Here is a 21,570-nt window from a genome sequence, read left to right on the forward strand (position 1 = left end):
GGATGATTGGTTTGAAAATTGCAGTTGATGCTATGGGAGGGGACAATGCCCCTCAAGCTGTGGTCGCTGGTGTTGAGCGTGCACGTGATGAATTCAAGGATACTGAATTTTTGCTTTTCGGAGTAGAAGACGAGATCCGCAAATTTCTGAAGGATGAGACACGAATTACGATTACACATACTGATGAGATGATTGTAATGAATGATGAACCAGTGAGGGCGATTAGACGCAAAAAGAATGCTTCGATGGTTTTAGCAGCAAAAGCAGTTAAGGATGATGAAGCAGATGCAGTGTTTTCGTGTGGAAATACAGGAGCACTTTTAGCAGCTGGTTTACTGATTGTTGGGAGAATTAAAGGCATTTCGCGCCCAGGACTGTTGTCGACACTGCCAATGTTCGGTGAAAGTGCAGGAGCCTTTAATCTCTTAGATAGTGGTGCCAATGCAGAAAATAAGCCTGAGCATCTTCATCAGTATGCGGTTTTGGGAAAGTATTATGCTCAAAAAGTACGCCAGGTTGAAAATCCAAGAATTGGGTTGCTGAATAACGGGACAGAACCACACAAAGGGAGCAAAGTGACACAAGAAGCATATAAATTGCTGCAGGAAGATCCTGCTATTAATTTTGTGGGTAATATTGAATCAAGTGCTATCCTGAATGATGTGGCTGATGTTGTTGTTGCAGATGGCTTTACAGGTAATGCTGTTTTAAAGGCGATTGAGGGGACAGCTTCTTCTGTGATGCATCTTGTTAAAGACGCACTTTTAAATAGTGGTTTTAAAGGAAAGATAGGCGCGTTACTTTTAAAACCAAGTTTAATGGAATTGAAAGAGAAAATGAATCAATCTCAATACGGCGGCGCTGTTCTTTTAGGAGTCAAAGCACCGGTCGTTAAGGCTCATGGCTCTAGTGATGAGTTGACGGTTTATTATACGCTTAAACAGATTCACACTATGATTGAAGGTAAAATGATTCCGGATTTTGTTGATTACTTTAGTCAACATAATCTTTCTACTAAAACAGATAAATAATTAGTTTTACAATTAAAAATTTTTGGAGGAAAAAAATGACTGAAAAAGAAATTTTCGATAAAATTGCCAAGATTATTCACGAGCGCTTTGAGCTGGACTTAAGTAAAATTACGCCAAATCTTACTTTTGCTTCTGATTTAGACGCTGATTCAATTGATATAGTTGAATTTGTGCTGGAACTTGAAGACACTTTTGGTGCAGAGATTCCTGATGAAGATGCAGAAAAACTCCAAACGGTCGGCGATGTTGTTAACTATATCAAAAATAATCAAGCGTAGGATAAGTTAACCTTTTAACCAAAAACAAGCGAGTGTAATAGGCTAGGACAGATATTTTTTTGTCCCAGCCTTTTTAATATCAGCTATTTTTTATAGATATGTAGAATCACGTGTAATCAGCTGTAATTGCTTTTTTGAGGGGAGTAAACTTTGTTTCACAGCCCATGAAAGGGTATAATATAAATACTGAATTGATTAAAGGAGAAGAAAAAGTGATAATCGGATTAGCAGAAAAACTAAAGAAAGAATTTGGAATTGATTTTAAAAACCAGGATTTATTAGATGAGGCGTTTACGCATGCTTCTTATGCGAATGAGCATCCTAGAGAGCACCTTAAATATTATGAGCGAATTGAGTTTTTGGGTGATGCAGTAATGCAATTGTGCGTTTCTGAGTACCTTTTTGTGCGTTATCCAATGCTTCCGGAAGGAAAGCTGTCGCGCTTACGTGCGGCCATGGTCTGTGAGGACAGCTTCAGTAAATTTGCCAAGGAGTGTAACTTTGATGAATACATTCGACTTGGAAAGGGTGAGGAAAAAGCAAATGCGCGTCAACGGCCATCCCTTCTTTGTGATATATTCGAGTCCTTTGTAGGGGCACTTTACCAAGATCAGGGTAAGAAAGCTGTTGATAAGTTTATCGCGCGAGTAGTCTTTCCAAAATTAGATATGGGTTGGTTCGATCATTTGTTGGATCATAAGACCGAATTACAAGAATATCTTCAAAAAAACGGTAACGTAGATATTGAATACGATGAGGTCATGGACAAGGGACCTGAACATGATAAGCAGTATACAATGGCAGTCAGTGTCAATGGCAAAGTCAGCGGGACCGGCACAGGGCACTCAAAGAAAGCCGCGGAACAAGCAGCAGCAAGTGACGCATTAAAAAAAATTAATGGCAAGTGACTATCAAGCTAAGGTAAAAAGGAGTGTCGTTTTATGAAACTCAAGTCCCTAGTCATTAATGGTTTTAAGTCCTTTGCAGATAAAACTGAAATTAATTTTCAGCCGGGAATGACGGCGATTGTTGGGCCGAACGGCAGTGGAAAAAGCAACATTATTGAGGCTATTCGCTGGGTTTTAGGGGAACAGTCGGCTAAGAATCTACGCGGTGGAAAAATGCCTGACGTTATTTTTGCGGGTTCGAGTGAACGAGCAGCTCTTAATCGCGCTGAAGTTCTGATTACTTTTGATAATCATGATCATTATCTGAATATCAAAAGTGATGAAGTAACAGTGGCACGAAAAATATATCGTGATGGAAATAGCGATTTTTTGATTAATGGGCAACAAGTGCGCTTGAAAGATATAGTCAATCTATTTATGGATACTGGCTTAGGTCGTGAATCTTTTTCAATTATTTCTCAAGGTCGAGTTGAGGCGATTTTTAACAGTAAGCCACAAGAAAGACGTGCGATCATTGAAGAAGTGGCGGGTGTTTTTAAATATAAAAAAGAGAAGCAAAAGGCTGAATTAGAGCTGGCAGAGACCAAAGACCATTTGGAGCGCGTCGCCGATATTGTCGATGAATTAAAAAAGCAGCGTGAACCTCTGAAAGAGCAGAGTAGTATTGCCAAAGATTATTTGGTTCAGAAAAAGGAATTTGATCGCTACAATATCAAACGCTTAGTTCTTGAGATAAGTAGTATTAAAAGTGAATGTTTAAAGATAGAAAATGAGATAAAAAAAATAGATGAAGAAATAGTTGAGCGAAAAAAGAATCTGCAAGGGCAGCAAAATACAGCTAACGATTTGCACCTGCAGGAAAAGCAGTTAAATAAAAAAATAGATCAGCTTCAAGAACAACTGGTTAGAATTACACGCGAAAGTGAGCGGCTTAGTGGACAGAAAAATATGTCTCAGCAAGAACGCAAATTTCAAGAAACACGTCGAAAAGAGCTTGAACAACAACTTGAAGATAATCAGATAAACTTAACGACTAGCAAAACTAGAAGAAAAAAATTAGCAGCAGAATTGCAGAATACCAAGGAAGAATTAGAACATTGGCGTACAAAAATTTCTGATTTGACTAAAAAAGCAGCAGTTGACGAGGCTGATGTTGAAAAAAGAATTGAACAACTGCGTTCCACAATTATTGAAAAAATGCAGGAACAAACCACGCTTAGAAATAGGGTAGCTTATTTAGAAAAAGAAGAAAAAAGGCGAACTTCAACTAAACATGTTGTTAATCAAAAAATTAATGGACTCCAACAAAAAATTGTCTTGCTGAAAGAAAAACAACACAAGCTCCAAGCTGATTCTGCACAGCTTCAAAAGACGATTATTAGCTTGAATAAGCAGGTTGCTGAACACCAGGGCCAATTAGGCAAGTTAAAAGAAGAAAGTGACCTTCACAAGCAGCAATGGTATAAAGCATTGGAAATATTCCAAAAAGCTCAAGCTCAATATGACAGTTTGAAAAATATTACTGCAAGTTATGCTGGTTATTATTTGGGTGTCAAAGAAGTTCTAAATGAGCGGCAGCATCTAACTGGAGTTGTCGGTCCAGTTGCAGAAATATTAGATGTTCCTTCTAAGATTGCACATGCAATTGAAATGGCTTTGGGGGGACAACTGCAAAATGTAGTTGTTACCAACGAACAAGCAGCTAAAAAAGCAATTGCTTTTTTAACTAAAAATAAATTGGGACGGGTTACTTTTTTACCTCGAACCACCGTCCGGCGGCATGTGATAAATACTGCACAGCGCAAGATCTTGGCTGGAATCACTGGTGTCTTAGGCCCAGCCAACCAACTGGTCGGGTGCAGCAACAAAGAAGATGTGCCTGTTTTAGAGTATCTATTAGGAACGACTGTGGTAGTTGAGAATATGGATAACGCCATTCAAGTTGAACATGCGTTAGGACACAGTCTGAGAATTGTAACCTTAGCAGGAAATATCATTAACCCCGGAGGTTCAATGACTGGGGGAAGCACAAAACAACGGCGTGCGGGGTTGTTGGAACAAAAGCAAAAAGTAACACAGTTGGCAAAAAATATTGCAACGATGAAGAGCAAGATGGACGTCTTAGAACTTAAGGGTGCAGAGTTGCAACAGCAAAAAGAAAACCTTGAATCAGCGCTGACGACTGAGAATAAAGAATTAGCGGAACGACAAAGACAATTTCAAAGTCTACAGAGTGAACTCGCACTTATGCAAAAAGATTTAAAATATCAAAAAGAACAACTCGAATTACAACAGAATGAGTTTGAAGATTCACAATCTGAGAGCCAAACTTTCACGACAAGTCAAACTTCACTTCAGAGTTCACTGGTTCAAGTTTCGCAGGAACTAACACGAATGCGTAAGGAATATGATGAGCAAAAAAAAGGAATGGTTGATCTAGCGCAGCTGCATAAGAAAAATGAGCAGCTTTTGCGTGAAGCTCATCAGCAACATGCGGTTGTTAAGGAAAGGGTCCATACTATTTCTATTCAGTTAGATGAGACGGATAATCAGCTCACACAATTAGCAACATTGATTTCTAAGGCTCAAAAGATGTTGGGCGAAATAAAAAAAGAACAATCATTAAGGCAGTTGAAGAGCTCCGATATCATTTCTAGGTTCAAGGCATATTCAAGAGAACGTACTGCTGCGGAAAAAGAACTTGACGATAGCAGATTGAAAAGAGAGCAAGTTCATGAGCAGGCAGTAGCGGCTGAGAATGCTCTAGAAAGATTGAATGGGTTGCAGGAAATCGTTTTTGATAGAAAAAGAAAACAGAGTATTAGATTAAGCCGGTTGAATACAGTGTTGGATCATAGTCTAAATGAATTGTCTGACAGTTATCATTTAACTTATGAAAAAGCTGCCATTGAAAAGTCTAAGGAAGACTTGGAACACATTCAACATAAACTAAAACTTTTGAAATTAGGTATCTCTGAACTGGGTAAAGTCAACCTAGGAGCGATTGATGAATATGAACGTGTGAACAAACGTTACGAATTTTTATCACTGCAGCAAAATGACCTTATAACTGCAAAAGAACAGTTGCAAAAAAGTATGCTTGAGATGGACAATGAGGTTAAAATGCGTTTTGCTAAAACATTCGCAGAAGTGGCTTCTGCGTTCAGTTTCATATTTCCCCAGATTTTTGATGGTGGTCGGGCCACATTAAAGTTGACTGAACCAGATGACCTACTGACAACAGGGATTGAGATAATGGCGCAACCAGAAGGAAAAAATCTGCAACAGTTATCCCTGCTTTCGGGTGGTGAACGTGCATTGACTGCAATTACACTGCTATTTGCGATTTTAAAAGTTAAGCCTGTTCCCTTTGTGATCCTTGATGAAGCTGAGGCAGCATTAGATGATGCCAATGTTGAACGCTATTCCCGCTATTTACAGAATTTTCATGAGCAAACACAGTTCATTGTTATTACACATCGAAAGGGAACGATGGAGCATTCTGATGTCCTTTATGGGATTACGATGCAAGAATCCGGTGTTTCCAATACAGTTTCGGTATCTTTGGAGAATATAGAGTAAAGGCGTGTTCGGAAAGAAGGAACATGGTAACTTATTTTAAGGAGGGCTAGAATGGGCTTTTTTGATAAATTAAAACGTGCTTTTAGTGGCGAAGAAAAAGAACAGCGAAGTGAAGAAACAGAAAAATATGATAAAGGGCTTGAAAAATCCCGTAAAACTTTCGGTGATAAACTGAATGAGTTATTTGCCAATTTCAGGACGGTTGATGAAGACTTTTTTGACAATTTAGAGGAGACTTTAATCGAGGCAGATGTTGGGTTCGATACAGCTGTTAGAATTAGTGACGAATTGAACAAGAGGTTAAGCTCAAGAACGTTAAATCTAAAGCTGACGTTTCACGTACAATTATTGAAAAACTCGTCAACCTCTATGAGGAAGAAGGATCAGGTGAGGACAAAGAACTTCATTTTGCAGAAAATGGGTTGACTGTTTTTCTCTTTGTTGGGGTCAATGGTGTTGGAAAAACGACAACGATAGGGAAGCTGGCACATCGTTACAAACAGGAAGGCAAAAAAGTAATGCTCGCTGCCGGAGACACATTTCGTGCTGGTGCAACAGAACAACTTGTTGAGTGGGGGCGAAGAGTTGATGTGACCGTTGTGCGCGGTCCTGAGAAAAGCGATCCAGCTTCAGTTGTTTTTGATGCGATAAAAAGGGCAAAGAAAGAAAATTATGATGTTTTATTAGTTGATACTGCTGGTAGGCTGCAGAACAAAGTTAATTTAATGAATGAACTTGCTAAGATTTCACGAATCATCACGCGTGAAATTCCAGAAGCACCGCAGGAGATCCTCTTAGCACTAGATGCAACCACTGGACAGAATGCTTTGACGCAAGCTAAGCAATTTAAGGACGTAACCAAAGTGACAGGGATAGTTTTAACTAAACTGGATGGTACAGCGCGTGGGGGGATCGTGCTGGCTATTCGTAATGAGCTGCATTTGCCAGTCAAATTAGTAGGTCTAGGTGAAAAAATGGATGATCTGCGTGACTTTGCACCAGAGGAGTTTGTTTTGGGTTTATTTAAAGGATTGCTTGATGGAACAAACGGAGATGACTAACAGATAAGCAGGTGTGAGTATAATGGCTATCGAAAAGACAAATCGAATAAACGCGCTTTTTGAATTTTATGAACCGCTGTTGACAAAAAAACAAGTGGTGTATATCGCACTTTACTATCGCGATGATTATTCTTTGGGTGAAATTGCTGAAAACTATGACGTTTCAAGGCAGGCTGTTTATGATAATATAAAGAGGACCGAAAGAATCCTTGAAAACTATGAAGCTAAGCTGCATTTGTTTCAACGGTTTCAACTTCAGAATAACAAGGTTGATGAACTTACAGAATATGTTAAGAGAAATTACCCGAATGACAGTGTACTGCTGAGTTTGGCAAAGCAGTTAGAAGATTTAGAAGAATGAAAGTTGGTGGCTAGAGGTGGCATTTGAAGGTTTAACTGAACGATTACAGGGTGCAATCAGCAAACTAAAACGTAAAGGAAGAGTCAGCGAGACAGATGTAAAAGAAGTTATGCGTGAGATACGTTTGGCTTTGCTCGAAGCTGACGTTAATTTTCAAGTCGTAAAAGATTTTGTCAAGAAGGTTCGGAAGAGAGCTGTTGGTGCGGAAGTTTTAGAGAGCTTGACCCCCGCCCAGCAAATCGTCAAAATTGTGAATGAAGAACTGACCAAGGTTATGGGGTCAGAGGTTGCAGAAATCAACAAAGCACCTAAGATTCCAACTATTATCATGATGGTTGGTCTTCAAGGGGCTGGGAAGACAACAACGGCAGGCAAACTTGCTCTGAAATTAAAGAAAGAGCAAAATGCACGGCCGTTGCTGATAGCAGGAGATATATATCGTCCTGCGGCTGTTGACCAATTGAAGATATTGGGTGAGAATATCAAGGTTCCTGTTTTTTCGTTGGGAACAGACGTTTCACCAGTAGAGATCGTCCGTCAAGGGCTTGAACATGCACGTGAGAAGAATAATGATTATATCATCATTGATACTGCTGGGCGGTTACAAATTGATGAAAAATTAATGGATGAATTAGCACAAATAAAAAAACTTGCAAATCCCAATGAAATTTTGCTGACAGTCGATGCAATGACTGGGCAAAACGCAGTTGATGTTGCCAAAGGATTTAATGAACAGCTTGATGTTACTGGAGTTGTTCTGACAAAGCTTGATGGTGATACACGTGGCGGCGCAGCTTTGTCGATCCGTGCTGTAACAGGTAAACCAATCAAATTTGTTGGTCAAGGCGAAAAGATGACGGACTTGGACATTTTTTATCCGGACCGCATGGCATCACGCATTCTTGGAATGGGAGACATGCTAACTCTTATTGAGAAGGCTCAACAAGATTTTGATCAGAAAAAAGCTTTGGAAGTCCAATCTAAGATGCGTGAAAACAGCTTTGATTTTAATGATTTCATTGATCAAATGGAGCAGTTGCAAAAGATGGGCCCGATGGAAGATATTATCAAAATGATCCCGGGAATGGCTAACAATCCAGCACTGAAAAATGTCAAAGTGGATCCTAAGGATATTGAACATACCAAAGCAGTTGTGTATTCGATGACAGCCCAAGAGCGTGAAGATCCAGATGTGCTTAATCCCAGCAGACGCAGGAGAATTGCGGCTGGTTCAGGTCGCCCAATTCAAGAAGTCAATCGAATGATCAAGCAATTCAATCAGATGAAAAAGATGATGAGCAAGGTTTCGAAGGGGAATTTTTCTGGTATGGAAGGAATGTTCGGTAAGGGTATTTCCGGAAAATTGGCTAAAATGTCAATGAATTCAATGGCTCGCAAAAACAAAAAAAGAAAAATAAAAAGGCTACGAAGCAAACGTAAACGCAAGTGAAAACCGTATAATTTGGAATAAAAAAATATTTTTTTGGCTCTGTCAAGAAATAATGCTTTACACTTGCTTGAATTACTGGTATATTATTTATCGTTGAGAAGATATTAGGAGGTGTATTCAATGTCAGTTAAAATTCGTTTAAAACGTATGGGTTCTAAGAGACGACCATTTTATCGTATTGTTGTTGCGGATTCACGTTCGCCACGTGATGGCCGTTTCATCGAAAATGTTGGTACGTACAACCCATTAACAGAACCTGAGAAAGTAACACTTGAAGAAGAAAGTATTTTAAATTGGTTGAACAATGGAGCTCAACCTTCAGATACTGTGCGCAACATTCTTGCTAAAGAAGGAATCATGAAGAAATTTCATGAAGCTAAATTTTCCAAGAAATAAGGTTAAGTAAAATGGCAAAAGCAGATGTGAAACAATTAATTATAACGATTGTCAAACCGCTAGTCGCTGAACCTGATAAGATTGAGTTACAGCTTGTCGAGGAAGGCCATTTTATTAATTTTAACCTAAGGGTTGCTCCCAAGGATGTCGGACGAGTAATCGGAAAACAAGGTCGGATAGCTCAAGCAATTCGGACTATTGTGTATAGTGTATGCAGAGACGATTCTCACCGAGTTCGTCTGAATATCATAAATGATTAATGAAAACCTCCTGATGAAGCAGCAATGTTTTATTCAGAGGTTTTCTTTTACTTAGAAGGGAGAAAAGATGAGGTACTATGAAGTAGGTCAGATTGTGAACACGCATGGTATTAAAGGCGAGGTAAAAGTAGCTATAACGACGGACTTTGCAGATGAACGTTTTAAAAAAGGAAAAATTCTCTATATTCCTCGAGATGGAGATAAAAAACCAGTCGCTCTCAAAATTAAAAATGCACGAAGCTTTAAACAGTTCCAACTGTTGATTTTTGAGGGGATGGAAGATATCAACTTGATAGAGAAGTACAAGGGTTGCAAATTAATGGTGTCTGAACAAGAGCAAAAACCACTTGCTGGCGAAGCATACTACCATCATCAGATAGTGGGGCTGCGTGTTATTACTAATTCTGGAGAGATGCTTGGAACAATAAAAGAAATTTTAACCCTTGGAGCTAATGATGTCTGGGTGGTAAAACGCTCAGGTAAAAAGGACCTTCTTTTACCAGCCATAAAAGATGTTATTAAAAGGGTAGATATTGAAGCCGGCACGGTAAATGTCGAACTTTTAGATGGGTTGGATGATTTATGAAAATTGATATTTTGAGCTTGTTCCCGGAAATGTTCACCGGTCCGCTAACGCAATCAATTATAGGAAAAGCGATTGAGAAAGAGATATTAGATGTTGATATCACAAACTATCGTGATTATACCAAAAGTAAGCAGAAGCATGTTGATGACTATCCATATGGTGGTGGGGCAGGAATGTTGCTGCAGGTTCAACCGCTGTTTGATGCTTTGGATTCAATTGACCAAAAAAACAATGGGCTGGGGAGCGTCATCTTGCTCGATCCTGCTGGACGCAAGTTCGATCAAAATATTGCCAAAGAGCTTGCTGCTAAAGAACATCTGACTTTTATCTGCGGACACTATGAAGGATACGATGAACGGATTAGAACAAAGGTAACCGATGAAATCTCCTTGGGAGACTACGTCTTGACAGGTGGAGAATTGGCCTCAATGGTCATTATTGATGCAACAGTTCGCTTGATACCGGGAGTTTTAGGAAATAATGAATCGGCACCAGGAGATTCATTCTCAGACGGGCTACTGGAGTATCCACAATACACGCGCCCGGCAGAATATCGAGGATTGAAAGTGCCAGACGTACTTTTAAGTGGAAATCACCAAAAAATAGACGATTGGCGCCGAAAGGAGTCATTACGGAGAACACTCGAGAGACGGCCAGATCTTTTAGAAACCGCAACATTGGATGAAAAGCAGAAAAAATGGTTGCAGGTGTTAAAAAAATCACAGCGTGACTTGAACTGAAATAACAGTTGTGATAAACTTAAAGTCGGCTTATGCCACAGTAACGATATTCCGCTGCAATCGGACATGAATGTCGGTGAAAGGAAGAAAAATTATGAATCCATTGATCCAAAAAATTACTGAGTCTCAATTACGTGATGACATTCCTGATTTCAGAGCAGGAGATACTGTTCGTGTCTACGCTCGCATTGTTGAAGGTACACGCGAACGTATCCAGCTTTTTGAAGGAGTTGTTATCAAACGTCGTGGTCAAGGTGTTAGTGAAACCTATACTGTTCGTAAGATCAGTAATGGTGTTGGGGTTGAACGTACTTTCCCAGTTCATACACCACGTGTTGAAAAGATTGAAGTTATTCATCAGGGTCGCGTACGTCGCGCTAAGCTGTATTACTTACGTGCATTGCATGGTAAAGCAGCTCGTATCCCTGAAAAACGTCGTAAATAAGTGTTATTCAGAAAAACCTTGCTGTCGTAGCAAGGTTTTTTATCATCAGCACATTTTTAAAAATCCATGTAGGCTAGCAAAAGCATAAAATTTTTTGTCTGAGTGACTGAATGTTTTCAAAGCAGAGCAAAAAGGTAAAATTGCAGCGAATTAGAGGACAGTTTAGAGCATGGTGCAAATTAAGAGGAACTATTGACATCGTAGGTAAGTTGTCCTAAGATTACTTACATAACTTAATAGCGAAAATATCGAGAAGATGAGTAGACCAACATAGTTGCCATTAGAGAGCTCCTGGTAGGTGAGAAGGAGTCATGGTGTTGGTTGAAGATGGTCTTTCAATGAAGATTGTAGGTCGAATAATTAGACCTGCATGGGTACGCCCATTAAAGCGCTGGGGTTTTGACCCAATGAGAAAATTGATGAGAGTTGATTTTAAATTAAGGTGGTAACACGATTTATTCGTCCTTGTTTTTGCATAACATGCAGAAGCAGGGCTTTTTTATTTATGCAATTAAGGGGGAATTAGTTATGACAATTCAAAATGAATTGAAAGTAGGTCCTTTTCGTTATGATGTTGTAGGCAGCTTCTTACGGACAGCGGAACTTAAAGATGCTCTAAAAAAACATCGTACCGGTGAGTTGAGTGAGGATGAATTTCTAGCAGTTCAGCAGGGACAAATTAAAGACCTTATTCAAAAGGAAGTTAGTCATGGTTTAAAAGCAGTTACTGATGGTGAATTTAGCCGTAGCTGGTGGCATTTAGACTTTTTATGGGGACTTAAAGGAGTTGCCAAGTATGATTATCAGCGCAGCTATCGTTTCAAGGGTGCCAAAACTCGGACAGATAATGCTGAATTGAATGGAAAAATTGCATATAATCCCGCGCACCCGTTTTTTGCGGCCTTTAGTTATCTAAAGACCACAACACCAGCGGGGATTGTCCCGAAGCAAACCATACCCTCACCAACAATGCTTTTTCGCGATAATCGTTCAGATAAATGGCAAGACTTTTATGAACAGCGCGAAGATTACTTGCATGACTTAGCGAAGGCGTATCATGAAACAATACAACACTTTTATGATTTGGGCGCGCGCTATGTCCAAATCGATGATACTACATGGGCATTTTTGATTAGTAAGCTGAATGAGACTAAGAATGACCCAAAAGAATACAGTAAGTATGAGACTTTGGCGAAAGAAGCGGTCGCAGTCATTAATGAACTTCTAACAGGTTTACCTACAGATCTAACAGTCACAACACATATTTGCCGTGGAAATTTCAAATCGACCTTTCTTTTTTCTGGTGGTTATGCTGCAGTTTCAAAGTACTTAGCGCAGTTAAATTATGATGGGTTCTTTTTGGAATATGATAATGAGAGGTCTGGAGACTTTGAGCCACTAAAGACCATTTTTAATGGTCGTAAAGAAAAGCGAATTGTGCTAGGACTGATCACTTCGAAAGAAGGCCAGTTGGAGAAAAAAGAAAGTGTAATTGCCAGAATCAAAGAAGCAGCGAATTATGTTCCATTAGAGAATCTTGCGCTTTCCACACAATGCGGCTTTGCCTCAACTGAGGAAGGAAATGCACTAACAGAGTCACAGCAATGGGCTAAAATTGATTTGGTTAAAGAAATTGCTGATGAAGTTTGGCAGCGTGAATGATTAGTTTGCCTATTATTAGGATTAATAGAGAAATTGTGATATAATTTAGATACATTGAGCGTTATTTAATTTATAGATCGGGTTTTAATTTGTAAGGATCTTTCATGATAGAGGCGCAGTCTTGGAACTGCAATGAATCCGTAGAGGTTGGGGCGAATTCGGTGGAAGCTAGAGTTTGGATTCGGTTCTTGTAATAAAGTTTTAAAGAAATTTGATGTAACCAACTTAATTAGAGGGCACTGTACACACGCTGTATGGTGCCCTTGTCCATCATTCCTGTATTTTTAGGATGCATGTTTTGGTAAAATTATTTAAAAGGAGCATATAAAAAATGGCTAGGGTTATAAAACCAGTTACACTTTTAGTTGATGGTAAAGAGGTACAAGGTGTCTATAGGGGAACCGATAATGAAATGATAGATGAGTCTCCCAACGGGTCATATTACAGTGGGGAGGGTTCTTTGATTATTATTTCGAATGAGAACCATTTAGAGATTGCTAACATAAAAAATATGGACGGTACAAGTCTTTTGAAAGAACCTAGCAAGTTTACGCTAAGCAAGATTGATGTAAGGAATGCTTTTAAGATCGATAAGATTCTTTTTGATAGTATAAAGGATAATATTATTCAGTAATTTATACTGGGCAACTTTTCTTACTCTAGCGGCTACGAGAAGGTAAGTGGGCCGGTGAAGTTCTTGCGGCCTAGTTTTTTGACTTTACATCTAGCAGGTACTGTAGTATATTTAGGAGCATATTGCTCAGTAGTTCAGTGGTAGAATAATTGACTGTTAATCAAGAGGTCGTAGGTTCGAATCCTACCTGAGCAGTCATAGTATGAAAACTCGGCTATTTTTTGAAGGAGTACGTGACGGCTTAGGATGAATAAATGAGTTTTTAAGAACCCATCTTCTCTAGTAGAAGGTGGGTTTTTATTGTCTAGGGGAAAATCATTCAGTGCTTAGAATAAAATGTTAGCAGTCAATTTTTTGATAATATCGCAATTGATATTGTTAACCGCAACTTTGAATTCTTCCTCATTTTCATCTAAATATTTTTTTGATGTCTCATTCGAAGGATTTATTTTTAACAAGCCGCCTTTGAGTGAAAGGTCAAAAATATAATCATTAAGTGTCCACTGTTTTGTCAGGAGAACGATTTTATCGAATGTTCCATCCGCCTTATATTCTAATAGTAAGCGGATAGACTCGCTTTGAAGTTCATTTATCCTTATCCCTTTTAATGTAAAAAATTTTACTTTCATGTGCATGAATTTACCTCCAGTAATTTAGTTAGTGCTTATTTTCCCCAAAACAATATTACTCTAATAATCGACAGGATAGTAAGTTCATTTAACTCAAAATAATGAATTATAATAGATTTAAGTTATAATAAATTATGTAAAAGAAAAGGAAATTCACTTTGGAAGCCTACCAACTTAAGCCATTGTTTATATTTCAATAAAAAACTGTGTGAGGTTAAGAAAATTCAGGGGAGAAAAAAGAGAGTGAAAAAGTGTATGAAAAACTCATTTTTAAAATAAGTTTCAGATTTGTAAAAAAAACAAACTAACTTTTTAAAAATGAGATTATGCTTTTCTATATGGATTTAACGCAATAAGTATTTACTAATCAGGGGAGGTTAAGTTTAAACTGAAAATCAGGTGTCTTAAAAGTTGTCCATAGTCAAAAGTATATACGAGGGTAATGTATTAAGCCGCTATTTATTCAGCGCTAGGTGATTTGTACGTCTTGTTTATTTGAACTTTGATGTTGGTTGGCAGGATGCTAATTTTTCATCATAGTATAAACACATTAGTCTGCTCACGTCTTCAGTTAAGTGTGTGGGAATACAGAAGAGTTTTACAAAGGCTGGGGCGTTGGCAACACTTTGATTTACATAATCACAGTAAAAGGGAAGAAGAAGCTTGATTGCACCGATATTTGCTTTATGTTCAATTAAAGCATGATGTTTAAAAGTTCGCTGATATAAAGCAGCGTCATAAGGATCTCCAGTTAGGATATGTGCCAATTCGTGTGCAAGCTGAAAAATAAATTCATCTCGATTACGCCAATTGTCGTTCATAACAATTGTTTTGTATTTAAAAGACGCGGTCGGAGGTGTATCTTGTTTCAAGTCCTTTGACCAGACAACGCAGACACCAACAGTCTTTGCTTTACTTAACAGTGAGTCCAAAATCATCTTTTTCATGCGGAATCGTTCCCTCCGAAAAGGATTTTTTAGTTATTATTCTTGCGTAATAATTTTTTGATCAGTTCAATATCTTCTGTGGGAATAGTTTTCCCCTCAAAAGTCAAAATAACATCTTTTGTGTTTGCTAAATCAATTTCTGGATGGGAGTCATTATTTCGAGAACGTCCCATGATATAGTCGATAGAGACTTCAAAATAATCGGCAACTTTCCTAATTCGTTCAGCTGAGGGTGTTCTTTTGTTCCATTGATAAATAGTATTGCGACCGAATCCGAGTTCGGCCTCAAGCTCATAAACAGACATATTATGATCTTTAGCTAATTTTTTAATACGGTCCACAGCAGTCATTACAAGTCTCCTAAGTATAATGTTTATAACTAAAAAGTTAGAAAAGTATTGAAATCTAACGCATAAGTTAGTATAATTGCTAATAGAAAAACTGGATTGAATTAGGCAATTAGTTAAATCAAGCAGTTTTCACAAGTTATGTTAGAATAACTCGAATCAATACTTATCGTTGATTTTATAATACCGTTCAGGCGCAGTCAAACAAATTAACTAACTTTTTAGATAACTAACAATGAGAGGTGGAAATTATGTCGTATGAACTTGCTGACACTATTTTGATATGTTTAAAACGTAACAAGCGAATGGGGATCAAACCAAATTCGCAAACCGATATTGCAAATCATTTTGGACTTTCCAAACCATATGTTAACCAATTAATAAATGGGCGTGTTGCTAACTCGATTAATACTAAAAAGAGATTAGATGAGATTAAAAAGTATGTTGGAATAGACGAATAAGTTCCCCCTGTCAAGGATAGCACTGGTGCTTGCAAAAAAATGAAAAGATACTGTTTAAGCAGTCGTTAATGTATATTTATTGTGGCTGTGTCCCCAAAGATATAATACGCAATTCGGAGATACACAGAACAGCTTTAAGATGTAACAAAAAAGTGGCAAAGTTTTTTTTATTGTGCATACTTAGCTGACTTGAAAATCTATTTTCAAAAAAGCATCATAAAAAATTTCAAAGTAAAGTAGACAAATAATAATAAAAACACAAGGGAGTGTACTAATAGCCATTAGACTATTGGTACACTCCCTTGTGGATAATTAGTTAATAAAGCCTATTATGAAATTAATACCCCATTACTGAAAAGACAGCAGATAGAACCACAGTTCCTAATGTGGCAATAATCATAATCCATACAACAAGCATTGTTATCTTTTGAAAGCGACTTTTCTTTTTTTTGGCCAAAGCAGATTCACCTTTCACTTATTTTACAATTCACTATACAGTTATCTACTTAAAGATGTCAAATACATTCAAAGTAATATTTTTTTGTTTCAGAAAAAAAGTGAAAAAAAGTTTATGAAATGGGAAACAAATTGAAATAATAGGAATAAACAATTATAATATAGCGAGTGGAAAAATAACCAGAAGAGGTGCAAATTATGTGCGGTTTCGTAGGGTGTTTATCTGATATTGAAAAAGACACTGGAGAAAAATACAATGAAATAATCAAGAAAATGAATAAGATGATTGTCCATAGAGGCCCCGATGATGATGGATATTTTGAAGATAAAAATATTACAATGGGTTTTAGACGTCTGAGCATTATTGATTTGGAGGGTGGACACCAACCGCTTTCTTACGATAATGAACGTTATTGGATGACTTTTAATGGTGAAATATACAATTACTTAGAATTGCGTGATGAACTAAAAGAAGAAGGATATGAATTTAAAACCGATTCTGATTCTGAAGTTATTTTGGCAATGTACTCCAAGCATAAGGAAGATTGTGTGAAATTTTTCCGCGGGATGTACGCATTTGTGATTTGGGATAGACAAGAAAAGACTTTTTTTGCTGCTCGAGATCATTTTGGAATCAAACCCTTTTACTATGCCATAATAGGGGATAACTTTTATTACGGCTCAGAGAGCAAAGCTATTTATAAAGTTATCCAGCAGAAGACGTTTGATAAAAATGCTTTGCAAGACTATATGACCTTTCAGTTTGTACCTGAACCTGAAACATTAACGCAGGAAATCAAAATGCTGGAACCTGGCTACTACTTGAGCAAAAAGCTAGGTGAAAAACCGAAGAAAAAACGTTATTATTATGCTCAATTTAAGCCTGTGATTCGTCCTGAGGATGAATATATCAAAAAGGTACGTGCTGTTTTATTTGATTCAGTTGAAAAGCATATGCGTGCAGATGTACCAGTTGGATCATTTCTTTCAGGTGGTATCGATTCATCAATTATTGTTGCTATTGCAAAGCATTTCAATTCACAATTAGAAACGATTTCTGTCGGTTTTCAGCGCGAAGGATATAGTGAAATAGATGTAGCCAAAGAAACTGCTGAAAAACTAGGTGTTAAGAACTATAGCTCAATTATCACCCCAGAGGAGTTCATGAAGGTATTTCCGCACTTTGTTTGGAGTATGGATGATCCTTTGGCAGATCCGGCTGCTGTTCCACAATATTTTGTTGCTAGGGATGCACGTAAGCGCGTCAAGGTTGCCTTGACAGGCGAGGGTGCCGATGAATTGTTCGGTGGGTATACAATTTATCATGAGCCTGAATCACTCAAGCCGTTTCGCTACACGAAACCAATCAATGCTGTCTTAAACAAGATAGCACATATGATGCCGGAGGGTGTTAAGGGGCGGAGCTTCATTTTACGAGGGACGACACCGCTTGAAGATCGGTATGTTGGAAATGCATTTATTTTTAATGAAAAAGAAAAGCATCAATTCATAAAGGATTACAATGATATGCATCCACTTCAATCAATAACAAAACCTTTTTACGATGATTCGCGTGAGTATGATCCGATAAGCCGAATGCAGTTTATTGATATGCATGAGTGGTTAAATGGCGATTTATTGCATAATGCTGATAGGACAACGATGGCTCATAGTTTAGAGCTTAGAACACCTTTCTTAGACAAAGAAGTTTTTGCTGTTGCTAGTGAAATACCTGCAGATTTGCGGATAGCACACGGAACAACTAAGTATATTTTGCGTAAGGCTGCCGAAGGAGTTGTTCCTGATCATGTATTGAATCGTAAGAAACTGGGTTTTCCAGTGCCAATCCGTTTCTGGTTGCGTGATGAAATGTATGAGTGGACTAAAAATATTATAAAGGAATCACAAACTGAACAGTATTTTAATAAGGAATATTTCTTGAAACTACTAGAAGAACATCGTGAACAAAAGAGAGATAATTCGCGTAAACTATGGACAATTTTAACCTTTATGATGTGGCATAAGATATATGTTGAGAGTCCAGAACTGATAGATTCACAAAAAGCACAACAGCTGGATATGTAGTTTTGATATTGAATCAGGGGAGAAAAAGCAATGAAAATAATGGTCCAAAAGTTTGGTGGGACATCAGTAAAAGACTATGATGCACGCTGCAAGGCAGTTGACCATGTTCGTTACACTGTTTCTGCGGGCTACAAGGTTGTAGTTGTTGTTTCTGCTATTGGCAGGATTGGCGAGCCTTATGCGACTGACTCCTTGTTGAACTTAGTTGATGGAGAAGAGACAAAACTTGATTCACGTGAGCTTGATATGCTTGTTTCAGTTGGCGAGATAATTTCAACAGCTGTTTTTACGGAATTATTAAAAAAGAAGGGCTTTAAAGCAACGGCAATGAATGGCCCGGATGCAGGATTCAGGACAAATAATGAGTATCAAAATGCTAAAGTGCTGGATGTTAAAATTGATGGAATTTTGAAAGCTTTCCAAAAAAATGATGTTGTTGTTGTTGCCGGTTTTCAAGGATTGTCAAGGGAAGGACATATAGCAACTTTAGGCCGGGGTGGAAGTGATACATCGGCTGCATTGCTAGGTGCAGCTCTGGGGGCTGAAAGAGTTGACATTTTTACTGATGTTGCGGGTATGATGACTGCTGATCCACGAATTGTTAAGAAGGCTCGTTTTCTGAGAAACGTTAGCTATGAAGAAGTAGCCAACATGGCTCATGAAGGTGCTAAGGTCATTCACCCACGCGCGGTTGAAGTCGCGCAGCAAGCTCATGTTCCAATGAGAATTAGATCAACTTGGGATGGGCTTAATGAATTAGGTACGCTTGTTTCTGACCCCAATCTTTCAATTCAACACTATCGAAGTGTTACTGGTATTGCACATCAAACGGGGTTGACCCAATTTAGTGTAGCTGCGGTTGATTATCCAGCTGATAAGATATTTGAATTATTGGCTTCAAATCACTTAAGTGTTGATTTTATCAATATTTTACCTGAAAAAATCGTTTTTAATTTGAAGCATGAAGAGGCAAAGATGGCAAGTAAAATTCTTTCAGATAAGGAAATACCTGTTAGAATCGTTAAAGATTGCGTGAAAGTGTCGATTGTCGGTGCCGGTATTATGGGAACACCCGGAATAACAGCGAAGATCGTTTCAGCACTTGCACAAAAAAATATTGAGATCTTACAAACGACTGATAGCTATACCACTATCTGGGTACTGGTTCGACGACGGGATCTAGAAGCTGCAATCAATATTTTGCATGACAAGTTTTTATTGGATGATTGATAAAATGGAACCGATATTAAAAATTTGGTATTACCAACTACTGATCCTATTCATCATTTGGCTGTTATCCTTAGTGGGTAAAAAAAAGATGATGCGTTTCTTGCCCTCAAAGTTATTGCCAATAGATGTGATGACACCTTTTATGCTTGTAGGGATTCACTTTCTAACTCTTGATGAAAGTGGAAATTCAATTGTACCGTATGTTTTGCTGGGGATGGCGCTGTGGGGAATCTTAATGACATTAAACCATGTTTTTATTAAGGGGGAACTGGGATATCGTTCCTTTTACTGGCGTTATTGGCGTTTGGCTGACATTGTAATCACTATTATTTACTGTTGCATAGTCGTTCTTGAAATTTTAAAATAATTGAATCCAGTTGAGAATTGATGTATCTATTGATTCTTAACTGGATTTTTTTGTATGCTGGCTGAATGTTTTAAGGGCTTCACTACTTTAAGTGCATGCAAACAGCACACAATAATAATGATTTATAAGTTAAACTTGCTGATTTTTACAAGTAATTAACAATGGTGGTAATAATGGGTGAAAATGTGGTTTAAAGTGGGGGATTGTGGTAGTATCAGTGTGTGGTACTGTCGAGGGGGGTGTGTCTTCATGTTTATGGGAGAATATCGGCATACGATTGATGCCAAAGGACGCTTGATTATTCCTGCAAAGTTTCGTGATGAACTTGATAATGAGTTTATCGTGACACGAGGAATGGATGGATGTTTATTTGGCTATCCTCAAAAAGAATGGGGGATACTCCAAGAAAAGCTGCAGAAGCTCCCTTTAACAAAGAAAGATGCACGTTCTTTTGTCAGATTCTTTTATTCTGCAGCTACTGAGTGTGATTTTGATAAGCAGGGGCGTATTAGTATTCCGCGATCGTTGCGTGTTCACGCAGCACTAGACAAGAAGTGCGTCATTGTTGGTGTTTCAAATAGATTTGAGGTTTGGGCAGAAGACCGTTGGGATGAATTCTCAAAAGAGGTTGAAGTAGATTTTGATGATATTGCAGAAAAAATGATTGATTTTGGATTGTGAGGAAGATCAAATGGATAAATTTGAACATAAAACGGTCCTTCTTCATGAAGCCGTCGCAGGTTTAGCAATAAAAGAAAGCGGAATTTATGTTGATTGCACCTTAGGTGGAGGAGGGCATAGTAAGCAGATTTTAGAGAGGCTTGGGCCCGCTGGTCATCTATATGCCTTTGATCAGGATCAGACTGCAATTGATTTTAATCGTACTGAGTTGAGCGCACCTTTGGCAACTGGGAAAATAACGTTTGTCAAAGCGAACTTTTGTGAGTTGCAAAAACAGCTTATTGAACGTGGGGTTGAGCAAGTTGACGGTGTTCTGTACGATTTGGGGGTTTCTTCACCGCAATTTGATGATGCCCAGCGAGGTTTTAGCTATCGGTACGATGCTCCGCTTGATATGCGTATGAATCAAAGTCAAACTTTGAATGCTCAACAGATCGTTAATGAATGGGATTACGCTGAATTAGTTCGAATCTTCTTTCGTTATGGTGAAGAAAAATATGCTAAATCAATTGCACGCCGAATTGAAAAAGAACGTGTGATTGCACCAATTGAAACGACTAGTCGGCTGGTCGAAGTCATTAAAGAAGGTATCCCTGCGCGTGCACGCCGCACAGGTGGTCATCCGGCAAAAAGAGTTTTTCAGGCGATTAGGATTGCCGTCAATGATGAGTTGGGTGTTCTGGAGAAGTCACTTGAACAAGCATTGGAGTTGCTTAACGTGGGCGGTAGAATAAGCGTGATTACGTTTCAATCACTTGAAGATCGGCTTGTAAAATCAATGTTTAAAGAAAAAAGCCAATTACCCGATCTTCCCCCAGGACTACCAGTGATTCCTAAGGATAAGCTGCCAACGTATCGGCTTGTTAATAAAAAGCCGCTCAAACCGCAACCAGAAGAATTAGCTGCCAACCATAGGGCACATTCTGCTAAATTACGGATTATCGAACGTACTGCAATCAAATAAACGAGAGGG

23 protein-coding genes, 1 tRNA gene, 1 pseudogene and 1 other annotated feature are annotated in these 21,570 nt (G+C 38.3%); of the genes and pseudogenes, 21 read left to right on the forward strand and 4 right to left on the reverse strand.

Going from position 1 to position 21,570, the window contains the following annotated elements; genetic code table 11:
* Nucleotides 1–2: 2 nt before the first annotated feature.
* The 15 genes and pseudogenes from plsX to JCM15457_RS00795 all read left to right on the forward strand — a co-directional run bounded on the left by plsX (nucleotide 3) and on the right by JCM15457_RS00795 (nucleotide 13,589).
* Nucleotides 3–1,031 carry a phosphate acyltransferase PlsX gene (plsX, locus tag JCM15457_RS00725; protein WP_305068753.1) on the forward strand — a complete coding sequence of 343 codons (1,029 nt, stop codon included), beginning with the start codon at nucleotides 3–5 and terminating at the stop codon, nucleotides 1,029–1,031.
* 35 nt (nucleotides 1,032–1,066) lie between these two features.
* The gene (acpP, locus tag JCM15457_RS00730; protein WP_034986606.1) at nucleotides 1,067–1,309 is read left to right on the forward strand and encodes an acyl carrier protein; all 243 of its coding nucleotides are present in this window, start codon (nucleotides 1,067–1,069) and stop codon (nucleotides 1,307–1,309) included.
* A gap of 212 nt (nucleotides 1,310–1,521) precedes the next feature.
* Nucleotides 1,522–2,217 carry a ribonuclease III gene (rnc, locus tag JCM15457_RS00735; RefSeq protein WP_034987430.1) on the forward strand — a complete coding sequence of 232 codons (696 nt, stop codon included), beginning with the start codon at nucleotides 1,522–1,524 and terminating at the stop codon, nucleotides 2,215–2,217.
* A 33-nt stretch (nucleotides 2,218–2,250) separates the two neighbouring features.
* The gene (gene smc / locus JCM15457_RS00740) at nucleotides 2,251–5,799 is read left to right on the forward strand and encodes a chromosome segregation protein SMC (protein ID WP_034986608.1); all 3,549 of its coding nucleotides are present in this window, start codon (nucleotides 2,251–2,253) and stop codon (nucleotides 5,797–5,799) included.
* A 51-nt stretch (nucleotides 5,800–5,850) separates the two neighbouring features.
* Nucleotides 5,851–6,860, forward strand: a pseudogene (ftsY, locus tag JCM15457_RS00745) (signal recognition particle-docking protein FtsY).
* 22 nt (nucleotides 6,861–6,882) lie between these two features.
* Complete coding sequence (locus tag JCM15457_RS00750) at nucleotides 6,883–7,221, forward strand: putative DNA-binding protein (protein WP_034986610.1); 339 nt, start codon at nucleotides 6,883–6,885, stop codon at nucleotides 7,219–7,221.
* 16 nt (nucleotides 7,222–7,237) lie between these two features.
* The gene (ffh, locus tag JCM15457_RS00755) at nucleotides 7,238–8,671 is read left to right on the forward strand and encodes a signal recognition particle protein (protein ID WP_034986612.1); all 1,434 of its coding nucleotides are present in this window, start codon (nucleotides 7,238–7,240) and stop codon (nucleotides 8,669–8,671) included.
* A gap of 120 nt (nucleotides 8,672–8,791) precedes the next feature.
* A complete protein-coding gene (gene rpsP / locus JCM15457_RS00760) occupies nucleotides 8,792–9,067 on the forward strand; it encodes a 30S ribosomal protein S16 (protein ID WP_034986615.1) in 276 nt (91 codons plus the stop codon).
* A gap of 11 nt (nucleotides 9,068–9,078) precedes the next feature.
* Nucleotides 9,079–9,327 (forward strand): KH domain-containing protein, encoded by a 249-nt coding sequence (locus tag JCM15457_RS00765; protein WP_034986617.1) that lies wholly within the window; start codon nucleotides 9,079–9,081, stop codon nucleotides 9,325–9,327.
* Nucleotides 9,328–9,394: 67 nt separating this feature from the next.
* The gene (gene rimM / locus JCM15457_RS00770) at nucleotides 9,395–9,913 is read left to right on the forward strand and encodes a ribosome maturation factor RimM (protein WP_034986619.1); all 519 of its coding nucleotides are present in this window, start codon (nucleotides 9,395–9,397) and stop codon (nucleotides 9,911–9,913) included.
* Nucleotides 9,910–10,653 carry a tRNA (guanosine(37)-N1)-methyltransferase TrmD gene (gene trmD, locus JCM15457_RS00775; protein ID WP_034986621.1) on the forward strand — a complete coding sequence of 248 codons (744 nt, stop codon included), beginning with the start codon at nucleotides 9,910–9,912 and terminating at the stop codon, nucleotides 10,651–10,653. Before rimM ends, trmD begins: the two co-directional genes overlap by 4 nt.
* Nucleotides 10,654–10,747: 94 nt before the next feature.
* Entirely contained in the window at nucleotides 10,748–11,098 is a 351-nt protein-coding gene (gene rplS, locus JCM15457_RS00780; protein WP_034986623.1) for a 50S ribosomal protein L19, read from the forward strand.
* A 239-nt stretch (nucleotides 11,099–11,337) separates the two neighbouring features.
* Nucleotides 11,338–11,568: a binding site (T-box leader), on the forward strand.
* Nucleotides 11,569–11,626: 58 nt separating this feature from the next.
* Entirely contained in the window at nucleotides 11,627–12,760 is a 1,134-nt protein-coding gene (locus JCM15457_RS00785) for a vitamin B12 independent methionine synthase (protein WP_034987431.1), read from the forward strand.
* 331 nt (nucleotides 12,761–13,091) lie between these two features.
* Nucleotides 13,092–13,394 carry a hypothetical protein gene (locus tag JCM15457_RS00790; protein WP_034986626.1) on the forward strand — a complete coding sequence of 101 codons (303 nt, stop codon included), beginning with the start codon at nucleotides 13,092–13,094 and terminating at the stop codon, nucleotides 13,392–13,394.
* A 123-nt stretch (nucleotides 13,395–13,517) separates the two neighbouring features.
* Nucleotides 13,518–13,589 (forward strand) — tRNA-Asn (locus JCM15457_RS00795).
* A gap of 131 nt (nucleotides 13,590–13,720) precedes the next feature.
* Here JCM15457_RS00795 and JCM15457_RS00800 read toward each other — a convergent pair.
* The 3 genes from JCM15457_RS00800 to JCM15457_RS00810 all read right to left on the reverse strand — a co-directional run bounded on the left by JCM15457_RS00800 (nucleotide 13,721) and on the right by JCM15457_RS00810 (nucleotide 15,320).
* Nucleotides 13,721–14,029: a hypothetical protein gene (locus tag JCM15457_RS00800; RefSeq protein ID WP_034986628.1), complete on the reverse strand. Its 309-nt coding sequence runs from the start codon at nucleotides 14,027–14,029 to the stop codon at nucleotides 13,721–13,723.
* Nucleotides 14,030–14,514: 485 nt separating this feature from the next.
* A complete protein-coding gene (locus JCM15457_RS00805) occupies nucleotides 14,515–14,970 on the reverse strand; it encodes an ImmA/IrrE family metallo-endopeptidase (protein ID WP_051993207.1) in 456 nt (151 codons plus the stop codon).
* A 29-nt stretch (nucleotides 14,971–14,999) separates the two neighbouring features.
* Nucleotides 15,000–15,320: a helix-turn-helix domain-containing protein gene (locus JCM15457_RS00810; protein ID WP_034986630.1), complete on the reverse strand. Its 321-nt coding sequence runs from the start codon at nucleotides 15,318–15,320 to the stop codon at nucleotides 15,000–15,002.
* A 248-nt stretch (nucleotides 15,321–15,568) separates the two neighbouring features.
* Between JCM15457_RS00810 and JCM15457_RS00815 the strand changes: the two genes are divergently transcribed.
* A complete protein-coding gene (locus JCM15457_RS00815; RefSeq protein ID WP_034986632.1) occupies nucleotides 15,569–15,778 on the forward strand; it encodes a hypothetical protein in 210 nt (69 codons plus the stop codon).
* Nucleotides 15,779–16,115: 337 nt separating this feature from the next.
* Here JCM15457_RS00815 and JCM15457_RS11820 read toward each other — a convergent pair whose 3' ends face one another.
* Nucleotides 16,116–16,235: a DUF4044 domain-containing protein gene (locus JCM15457_RS11820; RefSeq protein WP_081778148.1), complete on the reverse strand. Its 120-nt coding sequence runs from the start codon at nucleotides 16,233–16,235 to the stop codon at nucleotides 16,116–16,118.
* Nucleotides 16,236–16,432: 197 nt separating this feature from the next.
* Between JCM15457_RS11820 and asnB the strand changes: the two genes are divergently transcribed.
* The 5 genes from asnB (at nucleotide 16,433) to rsmH (ending at nucleotide 21,561) form a co-directional block, all read left to right on the forward strand.
* Nucleotides 16,433–18,319, forward strand: coding sequence for an asparagine synthase (glutamine-hydrolyzing) (gene asnB, locus JCM15457_RS00820; protein ID WP_034986634.1), 1,887 nt, complete (start codon nucleotides 16,433–16,435; stop codon nucleotides 18,317–18,319).
* 30 nt (nucleotides 18,320–18,349) lie between these two features.
* The gene (dapG, locus tag JCM15457_RS00825) at nucleotides 18,350–19,549 is read left to right on the forward strand and encodes an aspartate kinase (RefSeq protein WP_034986636.1); all 1,200 of its coding nucleotides are present in this window, start codon (nucleotides 18,350–18,352) and stop codon (nucleotides 19,547–19,549) included.
* A 4-nt stretch (nucleotides 19,550–19,553) separates the two neighbouring features.
* Entirely contained in the window at nucleotides 19,554–19,916 is a 363-nt protein-coding gene (locus JCM15457_RS00830; RefSeq protein WP_034986638.1) for a DUF3397 domain-containing protein, read from the forward strand.
* A gap of 249 nt (nucleotides 19,917–20,165) precedes the next feature.
* Entirely contained in the window at nucleotides 20,166–20,597 is a 432-nt protein-coding gene (mraZ, locus tag JCM15457_RS00835; protein ID WP_034986640.1) for a division/cell wall cluster transcriptional repressor MraZ, read from the forward strand.
* Between the two features lie 10 nt (nucleotides 20,598–20,607).
* The gene (gene rsmH, locus JCM15457_RS00840) at nucleotides 20,608–21,561 is read left to right on the forward strand and encodes a 16S rRNA (cytosine(1402)-N(4))-methyltransferase RsmH (RefSeq protein ID WP_034986641.1); all 954 of its coding nucleotides are present in this window, start codon (nucleotides 20,608–20,610) and stop codon (nucleotides 21,559–21,561) included.
* Nucleotides 21,562–21,570: the final 9 nt, after the last annotated feature.

The sequence above is a fragment of the Liquorilactobacillus sucicola DSM 21376 = JCM 15457 genome (assembly GCF_000612445.1).
Lineage (GTDB): Bacteria > Bacillota > Bacilli > Lactobacillales > Lactobacillaceae > Liquorilactobacillus > Liquorilactobacillus sucicola.